General features: G+C 73.8%; 18 protein-coding genes. 10 read left to right on the top strand and 8 right to left on the bottom strand.

Annotation, left to right across the window (positions count from 1 at the left end; all coding sequences use genetic code 11):
• Positions 1–10 precede the first annotated feature (10 nt).
• On the bottom strand, positions 11–2,251 hold the full coding sequence (gene scpA / locus ACIBCA_RS29520) for a methylmalonyl-CoA mutase (protein ID WP_396286063.1): 2,241 nt from the start codon (positions 2,249–2,251) through the stop codon (positions 11–13).
• Positions 2,248–4,143, bottom strand: coding sequence for a methylmalonyl-CoA mutase family protein (locus ACIBCA_RS29515; RefSeq protein WP_396286062.1), 1,896 nt, complete (start codon positions 4,141–4,143; stop codon positions 2,248–2,250). Before ACIBCA_RS29515 ends, scpA begins: the two co-directional genes overlap by 4 nt.
• 295 nt (positions 4,144–4,438) lie before the next feature.
• On the opposite strand from ACIBCA_RS29515, the gene ACIBCA_RS29510 reads away from it, so the two are divergent.
• A complete protein-coding gene (locus ACIBCA_RS29510; protein ID WP_396286061.1) occupies positions 4,439–5,512 on the top strand; it encodes an NlpC/P60 family protein in 1,074 nt (357 codons plus the stop codon).
• 12 nt (positions 5,513–5,524) lie between these two features.
• On the opposite strand, the gene ACIBCA_RS29505 is transcribed toward ACIBCA_RS29510, so the two are convergent.
• A complete protein-coding gene (locus ACIBCA_RS29505) occupies positions 5,525–5,965 on the bottom strand; it encodes a MarR family winged helix-turn-helix transcriptional regulator (RefSeq protein ID WP_396286060.1) in 441 nt (146 codons plus the stop codon).
• A gap of 67 nt (positions 5,966–6,032) precedes the next feature.
• On the opposite strand from ACIBCA_RS29505, the gene ACIBCA_RS29500 reads away from it, so the two are divergent.
• From ACIBCA_RS29500 to ACIBCA_RS29490, 3 genes are all read left to right on the top strand, one after another.
• Positions 6,033–7,097 (top strand): ABC transporter substrate-binding protein, encoded by a 1,065-nt coding sequence (locus ACIBCA_RS29500; RefSeq protein WP_396286059.1) that lies wholly within the window; start codon positions 6,033–6,035, stop codon positions 7,095–7,097.
• A 136-nt stretch (positions 7,098–7,233) separates the two neighbouring features.
• Entirely contained in the window at positions 7,234–8,703 is a 1,470-nt protein-coding gene (locus ACIBCA_RS29495; protein ID WP_396286058.1) for an APC family permease, read from the top strand.
• A gap of 5 nt (positions 8,704–8,708) precedes the next feature.
• On the top strand, positions 8,709–9,722 hold the full coding sequence (locus ACIBCA_RS29490; RefSeq protein ID WP_396286164.1) for an acetamidase/formamidase family protein: 1,014 nt from the start codon (positions 8,709–8,711) through the stop codon (positions 9,720–9,722).
• A 61-nt stretch (positions 9,723–9,783) separates the two neighbouring features.
• On the opposite strand, the gene ACIBCA_RS29485 is transcribed toward ACIBCA_RS29490, so the two are convergent.
• The 4 genes from ACIBCA_RS29485 to ACIBCA_RS29470 form a co-directional block, all read right to left on the bottom strand.
• Complete coding sequence (locus ACIBCA_RS29485) at positions 9,784–10,683, bottom strand: M56 family metallopeptidase (RefSeq protein ID WP_396286057.1); 900 nt, start codon at positions 10,681–10,683, stop codon at positions 9,784–9,786.
• A complete protein-coding gene (locus tag ACIBCA_RS29480; RefSeq protein WP_396286163.1) occupies positions 10,680–11,120 on the bottom strand; it encodes a BlaI/MecI/CopY family transcriptional regulator in 441 nt (146 codons plus the stop codon). Before ACIBCA_RS29480 ends, ACIBCA_RS29485 begins: the two co-directional genes overlap by 4 nt.
• A gap of 161 nt (positions 11,121–11,281) precedes the next feature.
• Complete coding sequence (locus tag ACIBCA_RS29475) at positions 11,282–14,035, bottom strand: FtsX-like permease family protein (protein ID WP_396286055.1); 2,754 nt, start codon at positions 14,033–14,035, stop codon at positions 11,282–11,284.
• Positions 14,032–14,823, bottom strand: a complete 792-nt coding sequence (locus ACIBCA_RS29470; protein WP_396286054.1) for an ABC transporter ATP-binding protein — start codon at positions 14,821–14,823, stop codon at positions 14,032–14,034. The genes ACIBCA_RS29475 and ACIBCA_RS29470 overlap by 4 nt, the downstream gene beginning before the upstream one ends.
• Before the next feature lie 572 nt (positions 14,824–15,395).
• Here ACIBCA_RS29470 and ACIBCA_RS29465 point away from each other — a divergent pair.
• The 3 genes from ACIBCA_RS29465 (at position 15,396) to ACIBCA_RS29455 (ending at position 18,589) form a co-directional block, all read left to right on the top strand.
• Complete coding sequence (locus tag ACIBCA_RS29465; RefSeq protein ID WP_396286053.1) at positions 15,396–17,039, top strand: NRAMP family divalent metal transporter; 1,644 nt, start codon at positions 15,396–15,398, stop codon at positions 17,037–17,039.
• A gap of 82 nt (positions 17,040–17,121) precedes the next feature.
• A complete protein-coding gene (locus ACIBCA_RS29460; protein WP_396286052.1) occupies positions 17,122–17,856 on the top strand; it encodes an MgtC/SapB family protein in 735 nt (244 codons plus the stop codon).
• Positions 17,857–17,911: 55 nt separating this feature from the next.
• A complete protein-coding gene (locus tag ACIBCA_RS29455; protein ID WP_396286051.1) occupies positions 17,912–18,589 on the top strand; it encodes a YoaK family protein in 678 nt (225 codons plus the stop codon).
• 54 nt (positions 18,590–18,643) lie between these two features.
• On the opposite strand, the gene ACIBCA_RS29450 is transcribed toward ACIBCA_RS29455, so the two are convergent.
• On the bottom strand, positions 18,644–19,297 hold the full coding sequence (locus ACIBCA_RS29450; RefSeq protein ID WP_396286050.1) for a DUF3592 domain-containing protein: 654 nt from the start codon (positions 19,295–19,297) through the stop codon (positions 18,644–18,646).
• Between the two features lie 173 nt (positions 19,298–19,470).
• Between ACIBCA_RS29450 and ACIBCA_RS29445 the strand changes: the two genes are divergently transcribed.
• The 3 genes from ACIBCA_RS29445 to ACIBCA_RS29435 are packed head-to-tail and all read left to right on the top strand — an operon-like array spanning position 19,471 to position 22,942.
• Positions 19,471–19,995, top strand: a complete 525-nt coding sequence (locus ACIBCA_RS29445; RefSeq protein ID WP_396286049.1) for a PadR family transcriptional regulator — start codon at positions 19,471–19,473, stop codon at positions 19,993–19,995.
• Entirely contained in the window at positions 19,992–20,678 is a 687-nt protein-coding gene (locus ACIBCA_RS29440; protein WP_396286048.1) for an ABC transporter ATP-binding protein, read from the top strand. The genes ACIBCA_RS29445 and ACIBCA_RS29440 overlap by 4 nt, the downstream gene beginning before the upstream one ends.
• Before the next feature lie 5 nt (positions 20,679–20,683).
• Positions 20,684–22,942: an FtsX-like permease family protein gene (locus ACIBCA_RS29435; protein WP_396286162.1), complete on the top strand. Its 2,259-nt coding sequence runs from the start codon at positions 20,684–20,686 to the stop codon at positions 22,940–22,942.
• Position 22,943 lies beyond the last annotated feature (1 nt).

The raw sequence follows: 22,943 nt of genomic DNA, 5'->3' as shown, positions 1-22,943 counted from the left end.
GGTCAGTGGCTCACAGCTCGTGGCCGAGGTCGGCCGCCAACGACACCAGCAGGTCGTACGCGGCCTCCGGGATGACGGTGCCGGGCGGGAAGACGGCGGCCGCGCCGGCCTCGTAGAGGGCGTCGAAGTCCTGCGGCGGGATGACGCCGCCGACGACGATGGTGATGTCCTCGCGGCCCGCCGCGGCGAGTTCGGCGCGCAGTGCGGGGACGAGGGTGAGGTGCCCGGCGGCCAGCGAGGAGACGCCGACGATGTGGACGTCCGCCTCGACGGCCTGGCGGGCGACCTCGGCGGGGGTCTGGAACAGCGGGCCGACGTCGACGGTGAAGCCGAGGTCGGCGAAGGCGGTGGCGATCACCTTCTGGCCGCGGTCGTGGCCGTCCTGGCCCATCTTGGCGACGAGGATGCGCGGGCGGCGGCCCTCGGCCCGCTCGAAGCGCTCGACCAGGTCGCGGGTGCGCTGGAGGGAGGCGGAGGGTCCGGCTTCGTCTCGGTACACACCCGAGATGGTACGGATCTGGCCGCTGTGGCGCCCGTACACCTTCTCGAGGGCGTCGGAGATCTCGCCGACGGTGGCCTTGGCGCGGGCGGCGTTGACGGCCAGGTGCAGCAGGTTGCCGTCCAGGGAGCCGCCGCGCTGCGGGCCGGCCTCGGCGGCGGCGGTGAGGGCGCGCAGGGCGTCCTGGGTGGCCGTCTCGTCGCGCTCCTCGCGCAGGCGGCGCAGCTTCTCGATCTGGCGGGCGCGCACGGAGGAGTTGTCGACCTTGAGGACGTCGATCTGCTCGTCGTTCTCGACGCGGTACTTGTTGACGCCGATGACCGGCTGGCGGCCGGAGTCGATGCGCGCCTGGGTGCGGGCGGCGGCCTCCTCGACGCGCATCTTGGGGATGCCCGCGTCGATGGCCTTGGCCATGCCGCCGGCGGCCTCGACCTCCTGGATGTGCTCCCAGGCGCGGCGGGCGAGGTCGTTGGTGAGCTTCTCGACGTAGGCGGAGCCGCCCCAGGGGTCGATGACGCGGCAGGTGCCGGACTCCTGCTGGAGGAGCAGCTGGGTGTTGCGGGCGATGCGCGCGGAGAAGTCGGTGGGCAGGGCCAGCGCCTCGTCGAGGGCGTTGGTGTGCAGCGACTGGGTGTGCCCCTGGGTGGCGGCCATGGCCTCGACGCAGGTGCGGGTGACGTTGTTGAACACGTCCTGGGCGGTGAGCGACCAGCCGGAGGTCTGCGAATGGGTGCGCAGGGAGAGGGACTTGGGGTTCTTCGGGTCGAACTGCTTGACGAGCTTGGCCCACAGGAGGCGGGCGGCGCGCAGCTTGGCGACCTCCATGAAGAAGTTCATGCCGATCGCCCAGAAGAACGACAGCCGCGGCGCGAAGGCGTCCACGTCCAGGCCCACGTCCAGGCCCGCGCGCAGGTACTCGACCCCGTCGGCGAGGGTGTAGGCGAGCTCCAGGTCGGCCGTGGCCCCGGCCTCCTGGATGTGGTAGCCGGAGATGGAGATCGAGTTGTACCGGGGCATCTTCTGCGAGGTGTACGCGAAGATGTCCGAGATGATCCGCATCGACGGCTGCGGCGGGTAGATGTAGGTGTTGCGGACCATGAACTCCTTGAGGATGTCGTTCTGGATGGTCCCCGCCAGCTTCTCGGGCGGCACCCCCTGCTCCTCGGCCGCGACGATGTACAGCGCCAGGACGGGCAGGACGGCGCCGTTCATGGTCATCGACACCGACATCTTGTCCAGCGGGATGCCGTCGAAGAGCTGGCGCATGTCGTAGATGGAGTCGATGGCGACGCCCGCCATGCCGACGTCGCCGGTGACGCGCGGGTGGTCGCTGTCGTAGCCGCGGTGGGTCGGCAGGTCGAATGCGACGGACAGGCCCTTCTGGCCGGCCGCGAGGTTGCGGCGGTAGAAGGCGTTGGACTCCTCGGCGGTGGAGAAGCCGGCGTACTGGCGCACCGTCCAGGGCTGGTTGACGTACATGGTCGGGTACGGCCCGCGCAGGTACGGGGCGATGCCGGGGTACGTCCCGAGGAAGTCCAGGCCGTCGAGGTCGGCGGAGGTGTAGAGCGGCTTGACACCGATGCCCTCGGGGGTGTCCCAGACGAGCTCGTCGACGTCCTTGCCGGTGGCCTGCTGCCAGGCGGCCTGCCACTGGGCCTCCGAGGCGGCCTCGGGCGCGAAGGGCGCCTCGGGGGCTTCGGGGGCGTGGGAGGCGTCGGAGTCCAGCTCGATACCGGTGAAGTCGGGGATCATCGCGCACCCTCGTTCTCGTCGGCGCTGCCCGCGCCGGTGATCTGGTCCAGCAGGGAGGTCAGGACGGCGATCGCGTCACCGCCCGCGTGGATGAACTCGTCGACGCCGGACGGCACTTCGGCGAGCCGCCCGGCGAGCAGCACCCGCTCGGCGCCGGCGCCCCGCAGGGCGAGCGCCACGGCGGAGGCGTGCTCGCCGTACAGGGCGTCGCTGGAGCAGAGGCAGGCGACGGTGGCGCCGGACGCCTTGAACGCGGCGGCGAAGGCGGCCGGGTCGAGGGACTCGAAGGAGGTGGTCGCCAGGCCGCCCGCCTGGAAGAGGTTGGCGGCGAAGGTGGTGCGCGCGGTGTGCGCGGAGGCGGTGCCGATGGAGGCGAGGAAGAGCGCGGGCCGGGCGCCGGTGGCGGCGAGGACGGCGTCGGAGCGGTCGCGCAGGGCCTCGTACGCCTCGGCGCGGCGCACCCGCGGCAGCCCGCCGGCCAGGCCGGAGGGGGCGGGCTCGCGGACGAGCGGCTGCTCGTCCAGGTGCGGGAACTCGCTGACGCCGGTGACGGGTTCGCGCCGCTTCGCCAGCCGTACGAAGCGCTCGGCCCAGGTGGCCTCGATCCGCTCGGCGACCAACCCGCCTGCCAGGGCGGCCTGTTGGCCTCCGGCGCGCTCGATCTCCTGGAACCAGGCCCAGGCGGCGTGCGCCAGTTCCTCGCTCAGCTGCTCGACGTACCAGGAGCCTCCGGCCGGGTCGATCACCCGGGCCAGGTGGGACTCCTCGAGCAGGATCGCCTGGGTGTTGCGGGCGATCCGGCGGGCGAAGGCGTCGGGCAGGCCGAGCGCCGTGTCGAAGGGCAGCACGGTGACGGCGTCGGCGCCGCCGACCCCGGCGGCGAGGCAGGCGACGGTGGTGCGCAGCATGTTCACCCACGGGTCGCGGGCGGTCATCATCACCCGGGAGGTGACGGCGTGCTGGCGCTGGGCGGAGGCTTCGGCGGAGGCGCCGCAGGCTTCGGCGACGCGGGCCCAGAGGCGGCGCGCGGCACGGAACTTGGCGATGGTGAGGAACTGGTCGGCGTCGGCGGCGTAGCGGAACTCCAGCTGGCCGAGCGCGGCGTCCACGGTGAGCCCGGCGGCGGTCAGCGCGCGCAGGTAGGCGACGCCGGTGGCCAGGGAGCAGCCCAGTTCCTGGGCGGGGGAGGCGCCGGCCTCGTGGTAGGGCAGCGCGTCGACGGTGAGGGCGCGCAGGCCCGGGTAGGTGCCGGTGCAGCGGGCGGCGAGGGCGGCGGCCTCGGCGAGCAGGGCGTCGGTGCGCGCGGTCTCGCCGGTGCGGGCCTGGAGGCCGAGCGGGTCGGCGCCGAGGTTGCCGGAGGCGTCGGCGGGGGAGACCTCGCGGGCCTCGTACAGGGCGAACAACTGCTCGGCGGCGGCGGTGGTTTCGGGCCCGGCGTCGAGGGCGACGGCCGCGAGGTCCAGGTACACGCCGGTGAGCGCCTCGGGCAGGGCGTCGACGGGAAGGCCCTCGCCGCCGAGCTCCAGCCAGACGGAGGAGACGCCGTGTTCGAGGTCGGCGAGGACGGCCTCGTTGGTGCGGGCGCGGTCCGGGTCGGCGTGGCGCTGGCGCACGTCCCAGCCGGTGACGGTCGAGCCCTGGGGGCGGCTGCCGCGGACGAAGGGCGGGAAGCCGGGGAAGCCGGGCTCGGCGGCCGTGTTCTCGGCCGTGTAGAGGGGCAGTGCGGTGAGGCCGTCCTGGAGCCTGGTGCTGAGAGCCTGCTCGGCGGCGGTGCCGTCCTCGGGCTGGGCACCGGACTTGCGCAGCACGCCCTGGACGAGCTGCTGCCACTGCTCACGATGCGCGGCCGGGAACTCGGCGGCGAGGGGGAGCCCTTCGGGCGGGACCTTCATGTGCGCAGGTTAGCGCCCGTTCGCGTGGGCGCAGGAGTGGCATTCCGTGTGACCTTAGCCTCGCTTAAGCGGTGGTGGCAGCACTCTGCGTGATGTCGGGTGCCATCGGTCCTGGCGGGCGCCGGGACCAGGGGGATCACGGGTGCCGGGACCTCGGGGATTGCGGAACCACGCCACTCATCTATTAAGTTACTTCGAAGAAGGTGGGTGGGGGCGCAACCCCCCGGGCGTCCCCGTCCGCCGTCGCCGTCTTCCGGCATGCCCCTGAGTGTCCCCCGTAAGGAGCCCACCGCCCATGGGAAAGCGTCGCAAGCCCAGCCCCCCGAGCCGGGCCCGCATGGCGGTCCTGACCACGGCCGTGGCCGGCGGCGCCGTGCTGGCCGCGGGCACCGCCCACGCCGAGCCGGCGCCGAACCTCGCCTCCGTCAAGGAGCAGGTGGACAAGCTCAACGAGGAGGCCGAGCAGTCCATCGAGCGCTACAACGGCTTCCAGGCCAAGCAGACCAAGCTCCAGAGCGACGCCAACCAGCTCCAGGAGAAGGTCGCGCGCGGGCAGGAGTCGATGAACGAGATACGCACCCGCCTGGGCGCCGTCGCCGCCGGCCAGTACCGCACAGGCGGCATCGACCCGTCCGTGCAGCTGATGCTCGACTCCGACCCGGCCGGGTACCTGGAGAAGGCCGCGGTGCAGAACCAGGTCTCCGACTCCCAGACCGCCATGCTCAAGCAGGCCCAGAACGAGCAGCGCAAGCTCGACCAGGACCGCGCCGAGGCCACCCGCACGCTCGCCGAACTCGACTCCGTCGGCAAGAAGTTGCTGGAGGAGAAGAAGCAGGTCCAGGGCAAGCTCGCCCAGGCCCAGACGATGCTGAACAAGCTCAGCGCCGAGGACCGGGCCAAGATCAACGCCCAGGAGTCCGCCGCGAAGCAGGCCACCGCCGCCAAGCAGGCCACCGAGGCCGACCGCGCCTCCCGCGGCGCCCAGCGCCAGGACCTGGGCGCCCCGGCCCCGCCCGCGAGCGGCCGCGCGGCCACCGTCATCGCCTTCGCGCAGGCCCAGCTCGGCAAGCCGTACGGCTGGTCCAAGACCGGCCCCGACAGCTTCGACTGCTCCGGCCTGACGGGCGCCGCCTACCGGGCCGCCAACGTCAAGCTCTCCCGGATGTCCCAGGACCAGTGGAACGACGGCCCGCACGTGGACCGCGCCGACCTCCAGCCCGGCGACCTGGTGTTCTTCTACGACGACATCCACCACGTCGGCATCTACATCGGCGACGGCAAGATGATCCACGCCCCGCGCACGGGCAAGAACATCGAGGTCCTGCCGATCAGCGTCATGCCGTACAAGGGCGCCGTCCGCCCGGCCTGATCACCGGGTCCGCTACATACCGGCGAGCCGCTCCAGCGCCCGCGCCGGGTCCGCGATCCCGCAGGCCCGGCGCGCTGCCGCGTCGTGGGCGGCCGCGAGGGCGTCGAGCCGGGTGAGGCGGGTGCGGCCCTGGCGGGAGAGGTGGGCGGTGATGCGGCGGCGGTCCTGGTCGCCCTGGCGGCGGTAGACGAGGCCGGAGTCGGCGAGGGCGTCCACGAGGCGGCTCAGGCTCGCCTGCGGGATCAGCAGGGCCTGGGCGAGCTCGCCCATCGGGTGGCCCTCCCCGTCGGCGAGGGCGCGCAGCACCCGCCACTGGTCGACGGTGCAGTCCTCCTCGGCGAGCGCCGAGGCCAGGCCGGTGGTCAGCCGCCGGTGGGCGAGCGCGACGAGTTCGACGAGCAGCGGCCCGGTGGCGGTCCCCGCCGAAGCCGGTGAGGTGCTCTGCTCGGTCATCCGATCCTCCCCGTTCGCGGAGCTCCCCGGCTTTCCCGGGGCGGCCGTCAGGACGATACTCGCACGGGTGAAGCTGGACGTGAGGCTGGTCGACCCGCTCGACGCCCTCCACGCCGCGCGGGAGCCCGCCCGGGGCGCCGCCGCGTTCCGGGTGGGCCTCGTCGTGCCCCAGTCCGGCCCGCTGGGCCTCACCGGCCCCTCCGCCCTGGACGGCGCCCTGCTCGCGGCCCACGAGGTCAACGCCCGCGGCGGGGTGCGCGGCCGCCCGCTGGAGCTCGTGCTGGTGGACGGCGGGGGAGCGCCCGGCCCCGTCGCCGCCGAGGTCCGCTCGCTGCTCGCCGCGGGCGCGCTGGACGCCCTCGCCGGCTGCCACACCAGCGACGTCCACCGGGCGGTGGAGACGGTGGCCGCCGGCCGCGTCGCGTACGTCTTCACCCCGCCGCACGAGGGCGGCTCCCGCCGGCCCGGGGTGCTCTGCACCGGCATCGACCCCGTCGGCCAGATCGGTTCCGCCGTCACCGAACTGACGGCGCGTCACCGACTGCGGCGCTGGGCGCTGATCGGCAACGACTACATCTGGCCGCGCTCCGTCCACCGCGCCGCGGCCCGCCTGGTCGCCGCCTCGGGCGCCCGCGTCGTGCTGGAGCGCCGGGTGCCGTTCGGTGGCGTCGAACGGCAGGTCGAACCGCTGCTGGACGGGCTGCGCGAGGCGGGCGCGGACGCCGTGCTGCTGAGCCTGATCGGCCGTGACCTGGTGCTCTTCAACCGGGCGCTGCGCCGCAGCGGACTGGACCGCAGGCTCGTGCGGCTGTCCGGCGCCCTGGAGGAGAACGGCCTGCTGGCCATCGGCGGCGACGACACCGGCACGCTGTACGCGGCGATGCCCTCCTTCGCCACGCTCGCCGAGGAGCCCCGGCAGAGCCTCGGCGAGCGGCACCGGGCGCTGTGCGGGCCGTGGGCGCCGGTGCTGGACGCGTACGCGGTGGGCCTCTACGAGGGGCTGCACCTGCTGGCCTCGCTGGCCGCCCGGTGCGCCCTGGACCCGTACGGGCTGCGGCGGGCGGCGGGGCCGCTGGGGCGGTCCGTGCACCTGGCCCGGGCCGAGGGCCCGGGGTTCTCCGTCCTGGCCTGAGGTTCCACGGGAGCGCGGGGAACGCGGGGAGCGCCTCTCGCCTGGTGGAATGCCGCGAGAAAACCCTTCCATATGGAAATACTTGCCTCTACAGTCTCCTCCACCACCCCCAGGGTCGTCACGGAGAGGCACCCCCATGGCCGACACACCCGCGCCCACACCCACGCCCACACCCGCGCCCACATCCACGTCGCGGAGCATCGAGAGCTACGGCTACCGACAGGAACTCCGGCGGACCCTGACCTTCACCGACCTGCTCGTCTACGGGCTGGTGTTCATGGTGCCGATCGCCCCCTTCGGCATCTTCGGCAGCGTCTTCCAGGGCTCCGGCGGCATGGTCGCCCTCGCCTACATCCTCGGCATGGTGGCGATGATGTTCACCGCCCTGTCCTACGCCCAGATGTCGCGCGCCTTCCCGATGGCCGGCTCCGTCTACACCTACGCCGGACGCGGCATCGGCGCCCCGGTGGGCTTCCTGTCCGGCTGGATGATCCTGCTCGACTACGTGCTCGTGCCCGGGCTGCTCTACCTGATCGCCGGCGTGGCGATGAACTCCCTGGTGCCCTCCGTGCCGGTCTGGGTCTGGCTGATCGGCTTCGTGCTGCTCAACACCGCCGTCAACTACCTCGGCATCGAGACCACCTCCAAGGTCAACAAGGCCATGCTGATCGGCGAACTCGTCGTCCTGGCCGTGTTCGTGGTCATCGGCGTCATCGCCCTCGCCTCCGGCAAGGGCCGGGGCTTCGACCTCACCCCGATCTACGACGCCCACACCTTCTCCTGGAGCCTGGTGTTCGGCGCCGTCTCCATCGCGGTGCTGAGCTTCCTCGGCTTCGACGGCATCTCCACCCTGTCGGAGGAGAACCGCGACTCCACCAAGGCCATCGGCCGCTCGATGATCGCCGCCCTGCTGCTCGCCGGCACCCTGTTCATCGTCCAGACCTGGGTGGCCTCGCTGCTCGTCGCCGACCCGGCCGGCCTGGTGCGGGACGGGGATCCGGACGGCACCGCCTTCTACGACGCCGCCCGCACCGCCGCCGGCGGCTGGCTCGCCACCCTGACGGCCGCCTCCACCGCCGTGGCCTGGGGCTTCGCCAACTCCCTGGTCGCCCAGGCCGCCACCTCCCGGCTGCTGTACGCGATGGCCCGCGACCGCCAGCTGCCCGCCTTCCTCGCCAAGGTCCACCCCACCCGCCGGGTGCCCGTCAACGCCACCCTGCTCGTCGCGGGCGTCTCGCTGGTCCTCGGCCTCTACATGGCCTCCCGCGAGGACGGCATCACCTTCCTCAGCACCCTGGTCAACTTCGGCGCGCTGACCACCTTCCTCGTGCTGCACGTCGCCGTCGTCGTCCACTACCTGATCCGCAACCGCAGCAAGGACTACTGGCGCCACCTGATCGCCCCGGCCCTCGGCTTCGCGATCCTCGCCTACGTCGTCGTCAACGCGAACATCGCGGCCCAGCGGCTCGGCTTCGTCTGGCTGCTCGTCGGTGGCATCGTGCTCACCGGCCTGATGGTCACCGGGCGCAAGCCCCGCCTGGCCGTCGCCGACGCCACCTCGGATGAGAAGCAGTTGGATGAGAAGCAGTTGGAGGAGCAGCAGTGACCACCCTGCCCGAGACCGTCCGGCTCACCCCGAGCGCGGAGGACTACGCCTACACCTTCGGCGGGCGCGCCCCGCTGGTGACCGTCCAGCCCGGCACCGTCGTCGAACTGACCACCGAGGACTGCTTCGGCGGCAAGGTGCGCGGCACCGGGGACCTGTCCAGCCAGGTTTGCGTCTTCCCGTACCTCAACCCCGTCACCGGCCCGATCGCCGTCGCCGGGGCCGAGCCCGGGGACGTCCTCGCCGTCCACTTCGTGGAGATCACCCCCACCCGGGACCACGGCATCTCCAGCACCTTCCCGCACTTCGGCGCGCTCACCGCCACCCACACCACGGCGATGCTGCACGCGCCGCTGGAGGAGCGCGTCTGGATCTACGAGCTGGACGTGAAGGCCGGGATCTGCCGATTCCGGGCCCGCACCGGGGAGTTCACCGTCGACCTGCCGCTGGACCCGATGCACGGCACCGTCGGGGTCGCCCCCGCGGCAGGCGAGGTGCTCGCCTCGATCACCCCCGGCGCGCACGGCGGCAACCTCGACACCCCCGAGATGCGGGCCGGCACCACCGCCTACTTCGGCGTCAACGTCGAAGGCGGCCTGCTCGCCATCGGCGACGGCCACGCCCGCCAGGGTGAGGGCGAGGTGTGCGGCACGGCCGTCGAGGCGGCGATGCGCACCACCGTCGTCGTCGACCTGGTCAAGGGCGGCGGGCCGGCCTGGCCGCGCCTGGAGAACGACCGCGAACTGATCAGCACCGGCTCCGCCCGGCCCCTGGAGGACGCCTTCCGCATCAGCCAGCACGACCTGGTCGGCTGGACGGGCGAACTCCTCGGGCTCGACCACCTCGATGCCTACCAGCTCGTCAGCCAGGCGGGCCTGGCCCCGGCGGCGAACGTCTGCGATACCAACTACACGATGGTCGCCAAGCTCCCGAAGGCCGTCCTCGGCCGCGCCCGCGCCTACGACGGGCTCCACGACCGCCTGCGGGAGGTGGCGGCCGCGTACCTGCGGCACCGTTAGCCGCGCACCCCAGGTCGGCGAGCCGCACCCTCGGTCCGGGGTGCGGCTCGCCGACGTACGTCTACGGGTGTGGCGCGCAGGCCAGCAGGTACGGGAGCACGGGGAGGGCGAACACACCCAGCCAGGCGGCGAGTTGGCGCCGCCGGCCGCCGCCCGGGCGGGCGAGGCGGCGGACGCGGGCGAGCACGCCGGTGGCGGCCGCGCCCAGCGAGCCCTCCGGAGGGGCGTCGCCCGCCGTCGCCCCGCTCGTCGCCAACGTGCAGAGCGCCGAGGCGAGTTCGCCCCGCGAGACGCGTTCCAGGGCCGCGTCGTCCGCCGCCATCTCCAGCAGCAGCGCCACCTCCTCCCGCCCCCGCCGGGCGAGCGGCAGCGGGCCGCCCAGCAGGGCGAAGGTGTCGGCGGGCAGCCGCAGCAGGTGGTGGCGGCCGCGCAGGTGGCCGTGTTCGTGGGCGAGGGCCGCGGCCACCTGGCGCTCGTCGAGCAGCCGCAGCGCGCCGCGCGACAGGACGATGCGCGAGCGCCGGCCGGGCAGGCAGTAGACGGTGGGGTGCGCGTGCTCCAGCACCATCGCGCCCCAGCGGCGGTCCCGTACGGCGACCACGTCGAGCAGCGCCCGGTGCCGCCGCCGTACGCGGCCCGCGCGGGCGCCGACCGTCGCCACGGCGGCGGTGAGCAGGGCGAAGACGGCGGCCAGTTGCCACCAGTCGTGGGTGTGGGGGAGCACCGCCCCGCCCGGTTCGAGGTGGGGGAGCAGCCCGGCGAGGCCCGCGGGCTCGTGGGCGAGCGGCTCGACGGCGTGGTGCACGGTGAGCACCAGCGCCACCGTGAAGGAGGCCATCAGGGCCAGCCAGAGCGCGGCGCCGAGCGCCGGGCGGGCCTGGAGCCGGGCGGAGCCCGCGAGTCGGCGGGGCAGCAGGACGCCGGTGGCGGCCAGGTACAGGCCGAGCAGGGCGAGCGTCACTTCCCGTCCCGGCCCTTCGCCTGTCCGAGGGCGGCACCCCGTTCGAGGGGGGCACCCTGTTCAAGGGTGGCGCCCCGTTCGAGAGGGGCGACCTGTTCGAGCGCGGCGCGCAGGGCGCTGGCCTCGTCGCCGCTGATCCCCTCGACGAAGTGGAGCAGGGCGCCCGCCCGGTCGGGGGTGGTCTCCAGCGCCTGGTGCATCAGCTGGGCGGTGTACGCCTCGCGGGTGCAGGTCGGCTCGTACAGCCAGGCGCGGCCGGCCTTGTCACGGCGCAGCCAGCCCTTGGTGTGGAGGATGTCGGCGACGGTGGTGACGGTGGTGTACGCGACCGGCCGCTGCCGCTGGAGGTCGTCGACGACCTCGCGTACGGTGGCCGGCCGGCCCCAGGCCCAGAGCCGGTCCATGATCTCGGCCTCGAGCTCGCCGAACCCGCGCAGTGCCACCCTGTCTCCACCTGAACCGGACATCTGAAGCAGACATCTGAACCGGACGGACCCGGTGATCCGTTGAACCTGCCCATGGTACGGCGCCGGCCGGGCGCCCGGCCCCTGGAAGAGGGGAGCGGACGCCCGGCCGAGGCAGGCGGAGACGGGGGGTTTCAGGACAGGCGCCGCCCCAGCGGCACCCGGGAGCGGGTGAACAGCGCGGCGAGCAGGCCGGCCGCGACCGGCAGCACCAGCACGACCAGCAGCAACTCCCCCCAGGGCGCGGTGATCAGCGCCGGCTGGGCGCCGAACCCGCGGGCCCGGGACTTGAGCAGTCCGACCGCCGGGATGAATCCGTTGGCCGCCCCGAGCAGGGCCCCGAGCATCGCGATCAGCGTGCACTGCAGGCCGGCCATGGTGCGCCGGATGCGGGGCGGGGCGCCGACCGCGGCGAGGGTGGCCTGGTCCTGCCGGGAGTCGGCGGCGGCGAGGCCCGTGGCGATGCAGGCCGCGCCGAGCACGACCAGGCCGGCGAAGCCGCTGAGGGCGAGGGTCAGGGCGTCGCTCTTGGGCTGGAAGCCGCGTTCGATCTCCAGCCGGCCGAAGCGGTCGAGCTGTACGGCGGCGGCCTCGGCGCGCTGCTGCGCCTTGCGGTCGGGCGGGGTGGCGGGGAGCCAGACGGCGCCGACGGGTTCGGTGGACAGGCCGAGCCCGGCCAGGGCGGTGGGGGCCATCAGGCCCTGGGCGAAGCGGGCGGCGTCGGGGGCCTCGACGACCAGGGCGTCGACGGGCACCTCCTGGAGGTCCGCCTTGGGGATCTCCCCGGGCTGCAGCGGCCCGCCGCCGCCTCCGCGCAGCTGGAGCACGGCCTTGCCGTCCGCGCCGACGAGACTGCGGTCGAAGACGAGCAACTTGCCCGCCGCCAGGGCCTGTTCGGCCGCCGGGTCGTGCAGGCCGAACTGGTTGCGCAGCACGGTGGCGTCGCCGGCGGCGAGGTGCGGCGGGGCGGCGAGGAGGCGCCAGTTCGTCGGGCCCTTGAGCTGGACGACGCTGGAGCAGCCCTGGCAGAACTTGTAGACGACCTGCCCGAGGTCTCCGCGCGGCCCGAGCCCGCCGAGCTGCTTCTCCACCTCGGCGCGCACCTGCAGGGCCTGCGGCCCGCTGAGATGGGTGGTCAACTGGACGGCGCCGTACGGGGCCTGGGGCCGGTAGTCGCGCCGGTTCTCCGCGTCGGTGCTGGTGCTGTACACCCCGATGGCGACGGCTCCGGCGACGGCGGCCATCACGGCGGCGACGGCGGGAGCGGTGCGCGAGCGGTGCCGGGCGGAGTCGCGCAGGGCGAGCCTGGGGCCGAGCGGCAGGCGGCCGGCGATCCGGCCGAAGAGGGCGACGAGCACGGGCGTACAGGCGAGCAGGCCGAGTTCGGCGAGGACGGAGCCGCCGAGGACGGTGAGGGTGCGGGCGTCGTAGGTGCCGACCACCGGGCTGTCGTGGGACAGGGCGCCCGCGCCGTACACCGCGAGGGCGCCTCCGGCCAGGATCGTCAGCAGGCCGAGCAGGGCGATCCGGCGGCTGGGCGCGCGCACGGTGTCCCGGTCGGTGAGACCGGCGGTGACGCTGCGCCGAGCGGCCTGGAGGGCGGGCAGGGCGGCGGCGAGCAGGGCGGTGAGCAGACCGATCCCGGCGATGGCCAGCAGGTCCAGCGGCGGGACGGCGAAGTGCCCGAAGCGCGAGCCGCCGGCCCGTTCGATCCACGGCCGCAGGGCGGCGACCACGCCGGTGCCCAGGGCCACGCCGGTCAGCGCGCCGACGGCGCCGAGCACGAGACCCCCGCCGAGCACCACCGCGCCGACGTGGCCGCGACGGCCGCCGGCCGCGCCGAGCAGGGCGAGCTGGCGGCGGGAGCGGCGGGCGCCGACGGCGAAGGCCGGTCCGGCCAGCAGGGCGACCTCGAGCAGGGCCATGCCGGTGACGGTGGCCACGATGACCCGGGTGCTGTTGCCGATGGCCGGGTCGCGGTAGGTGCGCGAGTCCCGGTAGTAGGGGACGGCGCCCTCGGGCGGCGGGGCGAGCGCGACGGAGCGCGCGGTGAGGGTGAAGCCGTACGCGTTGGCCTGCTGGACCTTGGCCCAGTCGATCGTGGCCCCGGCCGGGAGCCTGACCAGCCAGGCCCGCTGCCCGGTGGTGGCGCGGTCGGCGGGCCCGGCGCCGGCGGCGGCGCCGGGCTGCTGGGCGGCGCTCAGCAGGTCGAGCAACTCGCCGGGCCGGGCGACGAGTTCGGCCCGGCCGAGCTCGCCGGGGCGCTCGACGACGCCGGTGATGGTGTAGGTGGCGCCCGCCAGGCCCTGGATGGTGGTGGTGGCGCCGATCTTGAGGCCGCCGCGCTCCAGGAAGGCCCGGCTGGCGGCGAGTTCGTGCGCCGTCGAGGGCGCGCGGCCCTCGACGAGGTCGAGGCGGCCGTTCCAGATCCGGTCGCCGAGGTCGGCCTCGGAGATCGCGGCGCGCACCAGCCCCTCGGGAGAGGTGGCGCCGGTCTCGGGCGCGGAGCGCGCGGGGGTGAGGGTGCTGCCGGGCGGCAGCAGCGAGGTGACGAGGGTGGCCGGGTCGGTGGCCGCGGCCTTGAGCTGCTCGGGGGTGGGCTGGGCGTCGGGGCGCGGCTGGACGACGAAGGAGCCGTCCTCGGCGATGGGCGCCTGTTCGACGATCTGGCCGGGGTTGAGCGCGTTGACGTACGCGTCCGCGCCGCCGACGACGCGCTCGACCCGTTCGGCGGGGGTGAGTTGGCCGCTGCGGTGGACGACGTCGGCGCCGGTGACGCCGAGGACGGGCAGGGCGATCATGGCGACGATCAGGGCGCTGCGGCCCTTGGCGCGCAGGGCGTCCCGGCGGGCGAGGCGCAGCGCGACCTTCCAGGCTCCGAACCTCACCGGATCACCTCGCCGGGCTCGTGGCCCGCGACGCCGGTGAAGTGCGCGGCCTGCGGGGCGGTCCCGCCGGTGCGCGCGGATCCCCGGTGCCCGCGGCTCTCCGAGGCGATGGCGCCGTCCCGCAGGTGCACCACGCGGTCGGCCCAACTGGCGTGCGCCGCCTCGTGGGTGACCATCATCGCGGCAGCTCCGGCGTCGCAGCGGGCGCGCAGCACGGCGAGGACGGACTCGCCGGTGGCGGAGTCCAGCGCCCCGGTGGGCTCGTCGGCGAGGACGAGCCGCCGCTCGCCGATCAGTGCCCGGGCGATGGCCACGCGCTGCTGCTGGCCGCCGGACATGTCGTCCGGGAAGCGGTCGGCGAGTTCGAGGATGCCGAGCTCCTCCAGCGCGGCCAGGGCCTCGCGGCGGGCCTTGCGGCCGGGGACGCCGTCGAGTTCGCGCGGCAGGGAGATGTTCTCGGCGGCGGTGAGCGCCGGGATCAGGTTGTAGTCCTGGAAGACGTAGCCGATGGAGCGCCGCCGCAGGTCGGCGAGCCGGCGCCGGCTGAGTCCGCCGAGGGCGACGCCCTCGACGAGCACCTCGCCCTCGCTGGGAGCGTCCAGGCCGCCCGCGAGGGTGAGCAGGGTGGACTTCCCGGAGCCGGAGGGGCCCATGACGGCGACGAACTCGCCGGGGCGGACGGACAGTTCGACGCCGCGCAGGGCGTGGACCTCGGCCGCGCCCTTCCCGTGGACCCGGGTGACGTCGGCCAGCCGCAGGACGGGTGCGGTCGGATCGGTGTGGGACATGCCTCCCCCTCGTGAGCTGTTCAGCTGCATATGTCGGTGAACTATAGGTCGGCAACCTGCATATGTCGAGGCGCGGGGCATGGTCGGGGGTTTGGTTAAGGTTCTACAAAGATGTAGAGGAAAGGGTCGAAGGCAGAAGCTGGCCGATGGTGGGAGGGCTATGCTTCTGGAGGTTTGCGCGACGCCTCTTCCGATGAGGTGTCCGAGTTGGGGTGGACCGGTCCCGTGCGGACCGGTGTGCTCCTTGCCGTGTCGTGATGCGGCGCACAGTCGGTGCGCCCCCGGCCGGGAGGAGGCGAGAAACATGGACTGCAGTAGTCCGGGCCACAGTTGCCCCTACCCCCGCATGCTCTCGTACACCTCCGGCACGCGGTAACAACCTCCCCTGCGCGTCTTCCGAGGCCCTTCGTCCCGAGCCCAGCCATGTTCGGACGCAAGGCGCCTGACGCTCCGTCATGCCCGTACGGCCGCCGCCGCTCAGCGCCGCCGTGCGGAGCCGACGACGCATGCCCGCAGGGGGGTTCGCCGCTGCGTGCCCCTGCCGCCCCACCCGGGGCAAGGGAGGCTCCGCCATGACCAACGTGATGCTGGACCCGAAGACCCCCACGGCGACCGCCGTGCTCGACGACGCCCACGTCGGCGACATCAAGGGCGCGCTCGGCACCATCCGCCTCGACGACGACGCACCCCGCCAGGGCCTCTCGGTCCGCCTCAAGACCCTCCTCGCGATCATCGGCCCCGGCCTGATCGTCATGGTCGGCGACAACGACGCCGGCGCCTTCTCCACCTACGGCCAGGCCGGGCAGAACTACGGCACCCAGCTGCTGTGGACGCTGCTGATGCTGATCCCGGTGCTGTACGTGAACCAGGAGATGGTGCTGCGCCTGGGCGCCGTCACCGGCGTCGGCCACGCCCGCCTCATCCTGGAGCGCTTCGGCAAGTTCTGGGGCGCCTTCAGCGTCATCGACCTGTTCCTGCTCAACGCCCTGACGCTGGTCACCGAGTTCATCGGCGTGACGCTGGCGGCCGGGTACCTCGGCCTGCCCAAGGTCGCCGCCGTGGTCCTGGCGGCGGCGATCATCATCGCCTCGGCCTTCACCGGCTCCTTCCAGCGCTTCGAGCGGGTGGCGATCACGCTCTGCGTGGGCTCGCTGCTGCTGGTGCCGATCTACTTCATGGTCCACCCCAAGACCTCGCAGATGGCCCACGACTTCGTGGTCCCGCACATGCCGGGCGGCTCCGGCCAGCTCGCCGCCGTCATGATGGTCATCATCTCGATCGTCGGCACCACCGTGGCGCCCTGGCAGCTGTTCTTCCAGCAGTCGTACGTCATCGACAAGCGGATCACCCCGCGTTTCATGCGCTACGAGAAGGTCGACCTGTGGATCGGCATCGTCGTGGTGATCGTGGGCGCCGCCGCGATGATCGGTCTCACCGCCGCCGCCTTCGCCGGCACCGACGGCTTCGGCCAGTTCTCGGACGCGGCCGCGCTGGCCAAGGGCATCGAGGACAAGGCCGGTCGCCTGGCGGGAGTCCTGTTCGCCGTCGCGCTGCTGGACGCCTCGATCATCGGCGCCTTCGCGGTCTCGCTCTCCACGGCCTACGCCATCGGGGACGTCTTCGGGATCAGGCACTCGCTGCACCGCGGGGTCAAGGGCGCCAAGGGCTTCTACGCCGTCTACGCGGGCCTGGTCGTCGCCGCGGCCGCCATCACCCTGGTCTCCACCTCCTACACCCAGGGCCTGATGACGCAGTTCGTCCAGGTGCTGGCCGGGGTGCTGCTGCCCTCCGCGACCGTCTTCCTCCTCCTGCTCTGCAACGACAAGGCCGTCCTCGGCCCCTGGGTCAACGGGCCCAGGACCAACGCCTTCACCGCCACGGTGGTCGGTGTACTGGTGATGCTCTCGCTGATCCTCACCGCCGCCGTGGTCTGGCCGGACATCTCCTCCGACGCGATCCTGACGATCATGGCCGGATGCGGCGTCACCGGGGTCATCGTCGCCGGGTACTTCTTCCTCGCGGGCCGCAAGGGCACCAAGGAGGACCCCATCGACCGCACCGGCCGCGAGAACTGGCGCATGCCCCCGCTGGACACCCTCGCCAAGCCCGCCATGTCCACCGCCCGCAAGCTCGGCATGGGCGCCCTGCGCGCCTACCTGCTGATCGCGATGGTCATGGTCATCATCAAGGTCGTCCAGACCGCGCTGAACCACTGAGCCGCTCGCGCCCCGTACGGACGGGCGGCGGGCCCAGGCTCACCGCCCGTCCGTCCCCCGCCCTTCCGAAGGAGGTGCCGTCGTGCACACCCTGACCACCGTCGAATTCCTCGTCCGGCTCGCCACCGGCGTCGCCTGCGGCGCGCTGATCGGTGTCGAGCGCCAGTGGCGGGCCCGCATGGCCGGCCTGCGCACCAACGCCCTGGTCGCGGCCGGGGCCACCCTGTTCGTCCTGTACAGCGAGGCCGTCGGCGACGCCGGCAGCCCCACCCGGGTCGCCTCGTACGTCGTCTCCGGCATCGGCTTCCTCGGCGGTGGCGTGATCCTGCGCGACGGCGCCGGCGTGCGGGGCCTCAACACGGCCGCCACGCTGTGGTGTTCGGCCGCCGTCGGGGTGCTGGCCGCCTCCGGCAAGCTCGAGCTCGCCGTCCTCGGCACCGTCGCCGTGCTGGCCGTCCACCTGATCCTGCGCCCGGCCGGGCGGCTCCTCGACCGGGCCCCGCAGTCCGGCAGCGACCCGGACTCCACCTGCCGCGCCATCGTGCACCTGGAGTGCGACCGCAAGTCCGAGAACCACATCCGGGCGCTGCTCCTCCAGGCCCTCGCCGCCTCGGGCCTCGCCCCCACGGGCCTGCGCGCCCGCCGCACCGACTCCGGCGAGACCGCCGTCCTGCGCGCCACCGTCGCCGTCACCGGCCAGGTCGCCCCCGCCCTGGAGCAGGTCGTCTCCCGGCTCTCCCTGGAGCCGGGCGTCCGGGACCTGCACTGGCACCTGGAGGGCGAGGCCGACGACTCCGGCAACGAGGCCCTCGCCTGAGGCGGTAGAACGGAGGGACCGCGCGAGCCACACCGAGCCACCCTGGGAGAGAGCGATGCCGACCCCCGACCACGAACACGGCCCGCTGGTGCCGATGCTGCTGGTGCTGACCGTCGTCACCGGGGTGGTCGACGCCGTCAGCTACCTCGAGCTCGGGCACGTCTTCGTCGCCAACATGACGGGCAACGTGGTCTTCCTCGGCTTCGCCCTGGCCGGCGCGGCGGGCCTGTCGGCCACGGCCTCGCTGGCGGCGCTCGCCGCGTTCCTCCTGGGCGCGGCCGTCGGCGGGCACCTCGCCCGCCGGCTGCCCGAGCACCGGGGCCACCTGCTGACCGCCGCCGTGGCCGCGCAGTCGGTGCTCGTCGCGGCGGCCACCGTACTGGCGGCCCTGGCCGGGCACGAGGCGGAGGGCGTGCGCTACACCCTGATCGGGCTGCTGGGCTTCGCCATGGGCGGGCAGAACGCGGTGGTCCGCTCGCTGAAGGTGCCCGACCTCACCACCACCGTGCTCACCATGACCATCACGGCCCTCGCCGCGGACCGCACCGGCCGGCGCCGACTGGCCTCCACGGTCTGGATGTTCGCCGGCGCCCTCCTCGGCGCGCTCCTCGTGCTCCACGCCGACGTGCCGGTGGCCCTGTCCCTGGCGCTCGTCCTCCTGGCGGCCGTCGCCGTCGTCACCCACCTGGCGTCCCGTCCCCACCTCTCCCAGGGCTGGGCGGCTCCGCGCTGAGTCTTTACGAGTCCCTACGAGTCCCTACAAGTCCCTGCTAGTTCCTGCGACTCCCTACGAGTCCTCGCGGTGGGGCGCCGGCCGACCGGTCCAGAGCGGCTCGTGCCGGGCCCAACTCGCCGTCCAGGCGCGGTCGGCGTGGCGGGCGAGGGCCTGGAGGCGCAGCCGCAGCGCGAGCACGAGGAGGGCGAGGACGGAGAGCAGGGCGCCGGTGCCGATGCAGGCGGCGCCGACGGCGACGGCGGAGCGGTTCAGCGGGGCGGAGGCGGGGTTGCCCGCCGGGTCGACCCAGATCGGCAGGACGGTGCCGCCCGGCAGGTGGCTCGGGGCCTCGACGGTGCCGGTGTGCGGGGTGCCCGCCGGGTAGGACCAGGTGGCCGCGAGGGTGACGCGGGTGTTGTAGCCGGTGAAGCGGCCGACCGCACCGCCGTGGTCGGGGGTGTCGAGGACGACGGCGTCGACCCGGTGCAGCCGGGCCTGGTCGCGGTCGGCCTGCGCGGCGCTCGTACGGAAGGAGAGCAGCGCGCCGCCGGTGGAGAGGGCGACGGCGAGCAGGGCGCCGAGCAGGGCGAACACCCAGGCGCGGGAGCGGGAGCGGTCGAGGGGGCGGACGAGCGGTTCGTGCCGGGCGCCGAGGGCCCGCCTCAGGTGCCGGCCGGTTCGCCGCGAGAGCGACGCGGGCCGGGCCGGGCGGGGTGTCCTGGACACGTCGAAGGCTCCTCAAAGGTAGGTGGACGCACAGGTGTTCGTTACTCAATCTCCACCTGATGCTCCCTCGACGGCGCCTCGCGCACAAGAGTGGTGCGGGCGCACGGCGCCCCGCCGAGCCGCATTCACTCCGGATATACACTCGGTATGTACTCCGGGTGTATGGTCCTCTCATGAGTGTTCCTCTGACCCTGTTGGGGCTGCTGGAGCGAGAGCCGAGCCACGGCTACGACCTCAAGCGCGACTACGACGCCTTTTTCGGCCGGGGAAAGCCCCTCCCGTACGGCCAGGTGTACTCGACCCTCGGGCGGCTGGCCCGGGACGGCAAGGTGATGGCGGCCGAGGCGGAACCGGGCGACGGCCCGGACCGCAAGCGCTACGTGATCACCGAGACCGGCGCCACCGAGTTCGAGACCTGGCTCACGGAGCCCGTCGCCCCCGAACCCACCCTCCAGTCCATCCTGTTCACCAAGGTCGTCCTGGCCCTGATGCTCGGCCGCGACGCCCAGGAGTACCTGGACACCCAGCGCGCCGCCCACCTGCGCCGGATGCGCGAGCTCACGGAACTGCGCCGCAGCGGACCGCTGGTGGACGCCCTGCTCGCCGACCACGGCCTGTTCCACCTGGACGCCGACCTGCGCTGGATCGACCTGACCACCGCCCGACTCGACGCGCTCGCCGCGGAGGTGCGCCCATGACGACCGTCATAGAGGCCCGAGACCTCGCCCTGTCCTTCGGCGAGACGCCCGCCCTGCGCGGCGCGAGCCTGTCCGTCGGGGGCGGCGAGGTGCTCGCCATCATGGGACCAAGCGGCTCGGGCAAGTCCACCCTGCTGCACTGCCTGGCCGGCATCCTCGTCCCCGACGCGGGCGAGGTGCTCTTCAACGGGCAGCGCATCGACACCCTGTCCGAGGCCCGGCGCAGCGCCTTACGCCGTGACAAGTTCGGCTTCGTCTTCCAGTTCGGCCAGTTGGTACCGGAGTTGACGGCCGAGGAGAACGTCGCCCTGCCGCTGCTGCTGAACGGGGTGCGCCGCTCGGCCGCCCTCGCCGAGGCCCGGCCCTGGTTCGAGCGCCTCGGCCTGGACGGCATGGGCGGGCGCCGCTCCGGAGAGCTGTCCGGCGGGCAGGCGCAGCGCGTGGCGCTGGCCCGCGGGCTGGTGGCCCGTCCGCAGGTGCTGTTCGCCGACGAGCCGACCGGCGCGCTGGACTCGCTGACCGGCGAACAGGTGATGGAGCTGATGGTCGCCGCGGCCCGGGAACAGGGCACCACCGTCATCCTGGTCACCCACGAGGCCCGGGTCGCCGCCTACGCGGACCGCGAGGCCGTCGTGCGCGACGGCCAGGCCCGTACGCTGCCGGCCGGATCGGTGGCCCCGTGACCGGCATGATCCCCTTCGCCCTGCGCCTGGCCGTCAGCGGCGGCCGGGAGGCCCTGGCCCGGCTGTTCACGATCACGGCGGCGGTGGCGATCGGCGTCGGACTGCTGCTGTCCACGTTCGCCGGCGTCAACGCGATCGGCCGGGCCGACGAGCGCCGGGCCTGGATGGACACCGGCGTCGAAGGCACCACGGCGCCGACCCGGGCGGACGGGCTGTGGTGGGCGCCGCGGCTCGACTACCACGACGGCAAGGCCGTCTTCCAGGTCTCGCTCGCCCCCACCGGTCCCACCGCGCCGGTGCCTCCCGGCCTGACCAGACTGCCGGCCCCGGGGGAGTACTTCGCCTCGCCCGCCCTGCAGCGGCGGATGCGCGAGGTCCCGGCCGCCGAACTGGCGGACCGCTTCCCCGGCCACCTGGCCGGCACCCTCGGTGACGAGGCGCTGGCCTCCCCGGACAGTCTGACCATCGTCCTGGGCGGCACCGTGGACGAGGTGAAGGCACTGCCCTTCGCCAAACCCGTGACCGCCATCACGACCGTGCTCCCCGACGAGTGCGACCACAACTGCTTCGGCGAGGGCGCCAAGGGCGACGTGATGGTGCTGATCCTCACCGTGGTGGCGGGCGCCCTGATCTTCCCGATCCTGATCTTCATCGGCACCGCCACCCGCCTGTCCGCCGCCACCCGGGAGCAGCGCTTCGCCGCGATGCGGCTGGTGGGGGCGACCCCGCGGCAGGTCTCGGTCGTCGCGGCCGTGGAGTCCACGGTCGCGGCGGCGGTCGGCACCCTCGCAGGCTTCGGCGTGTTCTACGCGCTGCGGCCCTTCGTCGCGAAAGTGCCCTTCACCGGTGACCGCTTCTTCCCGGACGACCTCGGCCTGACCCTCGGGCAGGCGGCCGCCGTGGTGCTGGGCGTGCCGCTGGCCGCGGCGCTGGCCGCCCGGCTGGCGCTGCGCCGGGTGGTGATCTCTCCGCTCGGGGTGTCGCGCCGGGTGACGCCCGAGCCGCCGCGGGCCTGGCGGCTGATCCCGCTGGTGGCGGGGCTGGCCGAGCTGGGCTGGGTCGTGGCCGACCATCCGAAGACCGTGGACGGACAGTCGGCGGCGTACCTGACCGGGTTCCTGCTCGTGATGCTGGGCCTGATGACCAGCGGGCCCTGGCTGACGATGGCCGCCGCCCGGACCGTGGCCCGGCGCACGAGCCGTCCGGCCTCGCTGATCGCGATGCGGCGGCTGGCGGACGATCCGAAGGCGGGCTTCCGCTCGGTGGCGGGCCTGGTACTGGCGCTGTTCGTGACCTCGGCGACGGTCGGGATCATCGGCACGATCAACGCCGAGCGGGGGCTCCTGGGCGGGGACCCGATGGTGCGCAAGGCGGTCGTGCTCGACTCGCTGCAGGGCCAGGGCGCGGCCTCCGCCACCGGGAGCACGGAGGGCACGATCCCCGCCGTCACGCCCGACGTGGTGGCGCGGGCCCGGGCCGTGCCCGGGTTCGAGGCGATGGCGCTGGTCCACGAGAACCCGGCGCACCTGGGTGCGGTGACCAAGCCCGACGGGCGCCAGATCGTCCCCGTCCTGGTGCGCTGCTCGGAGCTGGCACAGGTCGCGGTGGTCGGCCACTGCGCGCCCGGCGCCGCCGTGGCGGCCGTCGACCGCTACCAGTTCGTCGACCTCACGTCCGGCGAGGGCAAGGAGTGGCCGGCCGTGCCGCTCTCCCCCGAGGAGGTTGACAGGCTGCCGGTGCGGACGGTCTACGCGACCACGGACGGCTCCGTCGCGGCGAAGGAGCGGGTGCGGACCCTCCTCAGCCGCACCTACCCCTCGTACCTGGCCCGGATGGCCGACGACTGGTCCTCGGAGGGGCAGCGCAAGCTCCAGGGCTGGCGCCAGCTGGCGAACGTCGTCCTGTTCACCACCCTGCCCATCGCCGGGTGCAGCCTCGCCGTGAGCGTGGTCGCCGGGCTCTCCGACCGGCGCCGGCCGTTCGCGATGCTGCGGCTGACCGGGGCCCCGCTGCAACTGCTGCGCCGGGTCGTCGGGTTGGAGGGCGCGGTGCCGCTGCTCGTGGTGGCGGCGGTCTCGATCGGGACGGGCTTCGCGGCGGCGCAGATGTTCCTGAGGTCGCAGATGCAGTACGACCTGGCCTCGCCGGGCGCGCTCTACTACGGGCTGACGGCCCTCGGGATCGCCGCCTCGCTGGGGATCATCGCCTCCACCCTGCCGCTGCTGCGGCGGATCACCGGACCGGAGGCGGCCCGCAACGGCTGAC

Origin of the sequence: Kitasatospora sp. NPDC051170 (assembly GCF_044455705.1) — a bacterium.
GTDB lineage: Bacteria > Actinomycetota > Actinomycetes > Streptomycetales > Streptomycetaceae > Kitasatospora.
This window is presented reverse-complemented; position numbering and strand designations above follow the sequence as displayed.

Excerpts from the sequence above, each read along its gene's own strand:
- ACIBCA_RS29455 (WP_396286051.1), top strand. The coding sequence starts at position 17,912 with ATGCCGACCCCCGACCACGAACACGGCCCGCTGGTGCCGATGCTGCTG.
- ACIBCA_RS29505 (WP_396286060.1), bottom strand. The coding sequence starts at position 5,965 with ATGACCGAGCAGAGCACCTCACCGGCTTCGGCGGGGACCGCCACCGGG.
- scpA (WP_396286063.1), bottom strand. The coding sequence starts at position 2,251 with ATGATCCCCGACTTCACCGGTATCGAGCTGGACTCCGACGCCTCCCAC.
- ACIBCA_RS29445 (WP_396286049.1), top strand. The coding sequence starts at position 19,471 with ATGAGTGTTCCTCTGACCCTGTTGGGGCTGCTGGAGCGAGAGCCGAGC.
- ACIBCA_RS29515 (WP_396286062.1), bottom strand. The coding sequence starts at position 4,143 with ATGAAGGTCCCGCCCGAAGGGCTCCCCCTCGCCGCCGAGTTCCCGGCC.
- ACIBCA_RS29495 (WP_396286058.1), top strand. The coding sequence starts at position 7,234 with ATGGCCGACACACCCGCGCCCACACCCACGCCCACACCCGCGCCCACA.
- ACIBCA_RS29435 (WP_396286162.1), top strand. The coding sequence starts at position 20,684 with ATGATCCCCTTCGCCCTGCGCCTGGCCGTCAGCGGCGGCCGGGAGGCC.
- ACIBCA_RS29440 (WP_396286048.1), top strand. The coding sequence starts at position 19,992 with ATGACGACCGTCATAGAGGCCCGAGACCTCGCCCTGTCCTTCGGCGAG.
- ACIBCA_RS29465 (WP_396286053.1), top strand. The coding sequence starts at position 15,396 with ATGACCAACGTGATGCTGGACCCGAAGACCCCCACGGCGACCGCCGTG.
- ACIBCA_RS29470 (WP_396286054.1), bottom strand. The coding sequence starts at position 14,823 with ATGTCCCACACCGATCCGACCGCACCCGTCCTGCGGCTGGCCGACGTC.
- ACIBCA_RS29510 (WP_396286061.1), top strand. The coding sequence starts at position 4,439 with ATGGGAAAGCGTCGCAAGCCCAGCCCCCCGAGCCGGGCCCGCATGGCG.